General features: G+C 69.4%; 7 protein-coding genes and 1 pseudogene. 3 read left to right on the top strand and 5 right to left on the bottom strand.

Annotated elements, in window-relative coordinates:
• Window positions 1-280, top strand: a pseudogene (locus ABZ281_RS32730) (hypothetical protein); the annotation flags it as partial.
• A 23-nt stretch (window positions 281-303) separates the two neighbouring features.
• On the opposite strand, the gene ABZ281_RS32725 reads toward ABZ281_RS32730, so the two are convergent.
• Complete coding sequence (locus tag ABZ281_RS32725; RefSeq protein WP_356661412.1) at window positions 304-1,635, bottom strand: NAD(P)/FAD-dependent oxidoreductase; 1,332 nt, start codon at window positions 1,633-1,635, stop codon at window positions 304-306.
• A gap of 517 nt (window positions 1,636-2,152) precedes the next feature.
• Between ABZ281_RS32725 and ABZ281_RS32720 the strand changes: the two genes are divergently transcribed.
• Window positions 2,153-2,425, top strand: coding sequence for a type II toxin-antitoxin system Phd/YefM family antitoxin (locus ABZ281_RS32720; RefSeq protein WP_356661410.1), 273 nt, complete (start codon window positions 2,153-2,155; stop codon window positions 2,423-2,425).
• Entirely contained in the window at window positions 2,422-2,691 is a 270-nt protein-coding gene (locus ABZ281_RS32715) for a type II toxin-antitoxin system RelE/ParE family toxin (RefSeq protein ID WP_356661408.1), read from the top strand. The genes ABZ281_RS32720 and ABZ281_RS32715 overlap by 4 nt, the downstream gene beginning before the upstream one ends.
• Before the next feature lie 25 nt (window positions 2,692-2,716).
• Here ABZ281_RS32715 and ABZ281_RS32710 read toward each other — a convergent pair whose 3' ends face one another.
• The 4 genes from ABZ281_RS32710 to eno form a co-directional block, all read right to left on the bottom strand.
• Entirely contained in the window at window positions 2,717-3,670 is a 954-nt protein-coding gene (locus ABZ281_RS32710) for a Ppx/GppA phosphatase family protein (RefSeq protein WP_356661406.1), read from the bottom strand.
• Complete coding sequence (locus ABZ281_RS32705; protein WP_356661404.1) at window positions 3,667-4,197, bottom strand: DUF501 domain-containing protein; 531 nt, start codon at window positions 4,195-4,197, stop codon at window positions 3,667-3,669. The genes ABZ281_RS32710 and ABZ281_RS32705 overlap by 4 nt, the downstream gene beginning before the upstream one ends.
• Window positions 4,198-4,250: 53 nt before the next feature.
• Complete coding sequence (locus tag ABZ281_RS32700) at window positions 4,251-4,727, bottom strand: septum formation initiator family protein (protein ID WP_356661402.1); 477 nt, start codon at window positions 4,725-4,727, stop codon at window positions 4,251-4,253.
• 123 nt (window positions 4,728-4,850) lie between these two features.
• Entirely contained in the window at window positions 4,851-6,140 is a 1,290-nt protein-coding gene (gene eno, locus ABZ281_RS32695; protein ID WP_356661400.1) for a phosphopyruvate hydratase, read from the bottom strand.
• Window positions 6,141-6,325 lie beyond the last annotated feature (185 nt).

Genomic DNA, 6,325 nt, shown 5'->3' with positions numbered 1-6,325 from the left:
GGCGCTCACCTCCGGCGCTCACGAGAGTGAGCGCGCGACGGAGGACGACGACGCTCACCGAGCGGAGGACGCTCGTACGCGCAGCGAGACGGAGGCGCTTACCGAGCGCCGCCACGCACGCATCCGTCTCCTCTACACCGAGCTCGGGCGCCGCCCGGAGTGGACGGAGATCCGCGACGCGCTCACCGACGCGGGCCTGTCTCCCGACAAGCCGGTCTCCCGTCCGACCGCTCAGCGGCTGCGCGCTCAGGTCGAAGAGGCCGCACCGAGCGCACAGTGAGCGCCCGGTGAGCGTCTGAGCGCTCACCACCCCCGGCAGAACCTGCCGCCGCGCGGCGTCTCCATCGCGCCGAGCGAGACGACCTCGCGCTTGAGGAACATCGCCAGGGTCCAGTCGGCGAAGACGCGGATCTTGCGGTTCCAGGTCGGCATCGCCAGACCGTGGTAGCCACGGTGCATGTACCAGGCGAGACGGCCCTTGAGCTTGATCTTCATCTTGCCCATGACGATCATCGCAACGCCCTTGTGGAGGCCGAGACCGGCCACCGCGCCCTTGTTGGCGTGCGCGTAGTCCTTCTGCGGGAAGCCCCGCATGCCGGACACCACGTTGTCGCCGAGGACCCGGGCCTGGCGCAGCGCGTGCTGGGCGTTCGGCGGGCACCAGGCGTTCTCGTTGCCCGCCTTGCGGCCGACGAGGTCCGGGACCTGGGCGTTGTCGCCGGCGGCCCAGATGTAGTCGGTGCCCTTGACCTGGAGGGTCGGCTCGCAGTCGACGTGACCGCGGGGGCCGAGGGGCAGGCCGTAGCGGGCCAGGGCCGGGTTGGGCTTGACGCCGGCGGTCCAGACGATGGTGTTGGAGTCGACCTCGAGGCCGTTCTTCAGCACCACGTGGCCGTCGACGCAGGAGTCCATGGAGGTGGACAGGTAGACCTCGACGCCGCGGCCCTCGAGGTGCTCCTTGCCGTACGTGCCGAGCTTGGGGCCGACCTCGGGGAGAATCTTGTCGGCGGCGTCGACCAGGATGAAGCGCATGTCCTCACGGGACACGTTCTTGTAGTACTTCGAGGCGTCCCGGGCCATGTCCTCGACCTCGCCGATGGTCTCGGCACCGGCGAAACCGCCGCCCACGAAGACGAAGGTGAGCGCCTTGCGGCGGATCTCCTCGTCGGTGGTGGAGTCGGCCTTGTCGAGCTGCTCGAGGACGTGGTTGCGCAGGCCGATGGCCTCCTCGACGCCCTTCATGCCGATGCCCTGCTCTGCGAGGCCGGGGATCGGGAAGGTGCGGGAGACCGCGCCGAGCGCGATCACCAGGTAGTCGAAGGGCAGCTCGTAGGCCTCGCCGACCAGCGGGGAGACCGTGGCGACCTTGCGGTCCTGGTCGATGGTGGTGACCCGGCCGGTGAGAACCTCCGCCTTGGGCAGCACGCGTCGCAGCGGGACGACGACGTGGCGCGGGGAGATGTTGCCGGCGGCGGCTTCGGGGAGGAAGGGCTGGTAGGTCATGTACGACCGGGGGTCGACGACCGTGACGGTCGCCTCGCCGTAGCGCATCTTCTTCTGGATGCGCCGAGCTGCGTACAGGCCTACGTACCCACCGCCTACTACGAGGATCCTGGGACGCTCCGTGGTGCTCATGCCATCGAGTATCCACCTGCCTCAGGGGGGTGGCTCGTGCGCCCCTTCACAAGCTCGGGTGGGGTGTGTGTTATCCTCCGCGACCCGCGTGATCCACGTCATGGTGACAACCGGGCTCCTTTGTGCACCACGGAGCGTTGTCAATGCCGCGTGAGCTGCCTCTCTGCGCCGGAAGAGCCTCCGTGAGGCACTCCTCGAGCGCCACTCCGAGCCGCTTTCCGGACCCCGCCATACCATGCTTCTGAACATGTTCAAAGGCCTGTTCAGCCCCCGGACGGGTCAACGGGGCCCCTCTCATCGCCCGGGAGGGCCGAATTCCTTGTGAAGAACTTCACGAACTTTCCCGACGGGCTGTCGTGCGGGGGTCCCGCCGGGCCCCCGGAACGCGCTCATTCGTGATCCATGCCTGCTCAGAAGCGGGCTACGCGACCGACCACGCGATGCCGTCGAGGATCGCGCGCGAATGCGGTTCCCTCTACGGATGCGCCGTGTACACGCCGATGCGTACACTGACTTCATGACTGAGAACACCGTGACCGTACGGGAAGCCCGCGCGCACCTCGCCGATCACATCAACCGGGCCGAGGAAGGTGTCCCGACCGTCATCACGCGCAACGGCGCACCGGTGGCAGCCGTCGTCCCGATCTCGGACTTCGAAGCGTTGGAGGAAGCCGCAGACGTGATGTTGGCGCGCGAGGCCGAAGCTGTGCTGGCCGAGGGCGGCACCACCGTCACGATGGCGGAACTGCTGGCGGATCTGTTCACCGAGCAGGACGGCGAGGCAGTGTGAAGTACGCCTTCCGGTTCACCACGGCGGCACAGCGTCAGCTTCGGGCCATCAGCCGGCCCGACGCCATGCGCATCCTGACCGCGTTGACCGCACTCGGTGACGATCCGTACCGGCAAGACGCCGACGTCAAGAAGCTCACCGGCCCGTCGGGCCTCTACCGGCTCAGGGTCGGTAGCTACCGGATCGCCTACCAGATCAACGATGGGGAACTCGTCGTCCTCGTGGTCAAGGTGGGCGACCGGCGGGACGTCTACCGCAACCTGTGACCCCCCGCCCGGCACCGGCACCGCCTCAGCGCGCCTCGGCGGCGCAGCTGTGAGCTATGCCGTCGAGGATGTCGTGCTCGCTCACGACGACCTCCTGCGCACCGATCCGCTCCATGATCGACAGGAGCACGAGGGCACCCGCCCCGATCACGTCGACCCGGCCCGGGTGCATGGAGGGCACGGCCGCGCGCTCGGCGTGGGTGGAGCGCAGCAGCCACTCGGTGATCTCACGGACCCGGCCGTGGGAGACACGGGAGTGGTGGATGGCCTCGGAGTCGTACTCCGGCAGCTCCTGCGCGATCGCCGACACGGTCGTCACGGAGCCGGCCAGGCCGACCAGCGTGCGTGCCTCACGCAGCGGAACCGTCTGCTCGGCGAGGTCGAGCGCGGCCTCGATGTCGGCCCGCATGGCCGCGATCTGCTCCTCGGTCGGCGGGTCGCTCACCACCCCGTCCCGGACCAGGTGCCGCTCGGTCATGCGGACGCAGCCGATGTCCACCGAGCGGGCCGCCCTGACCCGGTCGTCACCCACGACGAACTCGGTCGAGCCGCCGCCGATGTCCACGACCAGGTAGGGCTTCGGGAGGTGGTCGCCCCCGGCGAGCTCTCTGGTGGCGCCGGTGAAGGAGAACGCGGCCTCCTGGTCCCCGGAGATCACCTCGGGCTCGACGCCCAGGATGTCCAGCACGCCGCGCACGAACTCGTCCCGGTTCTCGGCGTCCCGGGAGGCGGAGGTCGCCACGAAGCGCAGCCGCTCCGCCCCGTGCTCCTTGATGATCCCGGCGTACTCGCGGCACGCCGCGAAGGTCCGCTGCAGCGCCTCGGGGACGAGCCGGCCGGTGCGGTCGACACCCTGTCCGAGCCGCACGATCGTCATCCGGCGGTCCAGGTCGACCAGCTCACCGGTGGCCGGGTCGGCGTCGGCGACCAGAAGCCGGATGGAGTTCGTACCGCAGTCCACGGCGGCGACACGGGTCACTGGGCGTCCTCCTCGGCGGTCGTCACGCAGGCGCCCTTGCGCCACCACTGCGGCAGCATGGCCAGAGCCTCGTCGCCCAGCGGGTTCACGCCCGGACCCGCGGCCAGCGAGTGGGCCACCAGGACGTGCAGGCACTTCACCCGGTCCGGCATGCCGCCCGCGCTCGGGAAGCTCTTCAGCTCCTCGATCTCGTCGCGCCGCCGGATGTAGTCCTCGTGCGCGGCCCGGTAGGCCGCCGCCAGCCCCGGGTCCGAGTCCAGCCGCTCGGTCATCTCCTTCATCACGCCGTTGGCCTCCAGCGTGCCGATCGCCGAGTTCGCCTTCGGGCACGTCAGGTAGTACAGCGTGGGGAAGGGCGTGCCGTCCGGCAGGCGGGGGGCCGTCTCGACGACGTCGGGCTGCCCGCACGGGCAGCGGTGCGCGATGGCGCGCAGACCGCGCGGCGGCCGACCGAGCTGCTGTTTGAAGGCCTCGACGTCGGCGTCGGTCGGCTCGGTGCGCGGAGTGGTCGGCGGGGGCGTTTCCATGACTGTCTTCAGGCTGTCTTTCTCTGGGTTCAGGTCACTGGCTGGGGCTCGGGTCAGCGGTCGGAGGCATCGGCCTTGTCGACCCCGTCCCAGACGTTCGAGTACCAGGGGCGGTCGGCCGCCCCCAGGTCGGTGCGCGACGGCTTCGCCGCGTGCGGGTCGACGACGATGAAGCCCGTCTCCCCCGGCATGACGTAGTGCAACCGCTGCCGGATCCGCTGCTCGGCGTACGCGTCGTCCTGCCAGCGTGCCTTCAGGTCCCGCAGCCGTTCGACGCGCTGGCGGGCCTGCTGCTGCTCGCGCCGAAGGTCCTCGATCTCGGCGCGCTGCGAGACGTACGCCCGCATCGGGTAGGCCAGGGCCACGATCAGCGAGCACATCACCAGGGCGAGCAGCGCGGCCCGGCCGGTCAGCCGCGAGCGGCGGGCCTGGCGCTTGGTCTGGGAACGGTAGACCCGGGCCGCGGTCTGCTCACCGAGCAGCCGGATCCTGGTCGCGGTGGAGAACCGGTCCCGGTCCTTCACGGCCATCTGTCCGCCTCCCGCTCCACCGTCATACGCGCGTACGTCCCCGGACACGGTACGGGACCGAGTACGGGGACGTACGTACGACTGGCGAAGGCTTAACCAGGTGAGGGTCAGCCCTTGCTGTGCTTAATAGTTCGCAGGGCGAAACCGCGGGAAGGCGCTGCGGCCGGCGTAGACCGCGGCGTCGTCGAGGATCTCCTCGATGCGCAGCAGCTGGTTGTACTTGGCGACACGCTCGGAGCGGGCCGGGGCGCCGGTCTTGATCTGGCCGCAGTTGGTGGCGACGGCCAGGTCGGCGATGGTGACGTCCTCGGTCTCGCCGGAGCGGTGGGACATCATGCACTTGAAGCCGTTGCGCTGGGCCAGCTCGACGGCGTCCAGGGTCTCGGTGAGCGAGCCGATCTGGTTGACCTTGACCAGGAGCGCGTTGGCCGCGCCCTCCTCGATGCCGCGGGCGAGACGCTCGGGGTTGGTGACGAACAGGTCGTCACCGACGAGCTGGACCTTGTCACCGAGCTTGGCGGTGATGGTCTTCCAGCCCTCCCAGTCGTCCTCGAACAGCGGGTCCTCGATGGAGACGAGCGGGTACGCGTCGACGAGCTCCGCGTAGTACTCGGTCATCTCGGCCGCCGAACGCTCCTTGCCCTCGAAGGTGTAGACGCCGTCCTTGTAGAACTCGGAGGCGGCGACGTCGAGCGCCAGGGCGATCTGCTCGCCGGGGGTGTAGCCGGCTTCCTTGACGGCCTCGAGGATGAGGTCGAGGGCCTCGCGGTTGGAGCCCAGGTTCGGGGCGAAGCCGCCCTCGTCGCCGAGGCCGGTGGCCAGGCCCTTGCTCTTCAGGACCTTCTTCAGCGTGTGGTAGACCTCGGCGCCCCACCGCAGGGCCTCGGAGAAGGACTCCGCGCCGATCGGGGCGATCATGAACTCCTGGATGTCCACGTTGGAGTCGGCGTGCGAGCCGCCGTTCAGGATGTTCATCATCGGCACCGGCAGCAGGTGCGCGTTGGGACCGCCCAGGTAACGGAACAGCGGCAGGTCGCTGGCCTCGGAGGCGGCGTGGGCGACGGCGAGCGAGACGCCGAGGATGGCGTTGGCGCCGAGGGAGCCCTTGTTGTCGGTGGCGTCCAGGTCGAACATCGCCTGGTCGATCAGGCGCTGCTCGGTGGCGTCATAGCCGACCAGCTCCGGGCCGATCTGCTCGATGACCGCGAGGACGGCCTTCTCCACACCCTTGCCGAGGTAGCGGTTCGAGTCACCGTCGCGGAGCTCGATGGCCTCGAAGGCGCCCGTGGAGGCGCCGGACGGGACGGCGGCACGACCGGTGCTGCCGTCGTCGAGGCCGACCTCGACCTCGACCGTGGGGTTGCCTCGGGAGTCCAGGATTTCCCGGGCTACGACGACGTCGATGGACGGCACGAGCATCTCCTTCTTATGTGACGCGGTGACGCGGGTCGCGCGGACCCGGCGAGGTGCGGGCCCGGTGGCTCGCGACATGAGCCTAACCGGCTCGGGGCGATCGGCCACCGGGTCGACCACCTCATGGACAGAACCGAGAGTAAATTGTTTCCGAACGGAACAAAGCCGGTTCCCGAAAAAACCCC

Origin of the sequence: Streptomyces sp. NPDC006265 (assembly GCF_040613555.1) — a bacterium.
Classification (GTDB): Bacteria; Actinomycetota; Actinomycetes; order Streptomycetales; family Streptomycetaceae; genus Streptomyces.
The sequence above is the reverse complement of the archived record's forward strand: the minus strand, read 5'-3'. Positions and strand labels throughout refer to the sequence as shown.

Excerpts from the sequence above, each read along its gene's own strand:
- ABZ281_RS32705 (WP_356661404.1), bottom strand. The coding sequence starts at position 4,197 with ATGGAAACGCCCCCGCCGACCACTCCGCGCACCGAGCCGACCGACGCC.
- ABZ281_RS32725 (WP_356661412.1), bottom strand. The coding sequence starts at position 1,635 with ATGAGCACCACGGAGCGTCCCAGGATCCTCGTAGTAGGCGGTGGGTAC.
- ABZ281_RS32700 (WP_356661402.1), bottom strand. The coding sequence starts at position 4,727 with ATGGCCGTGAAGGACCGGGACCGGTTCTCCACCGCGACCAGGATCCGG.
- ABZ281_RS32720 (WP_356661410.1), top strand. The coding sequence starts at position 2,153 with ATGACTGAGAACACCGTGACCGTACGGGAAGCCCGCGCGCACCTCGCC.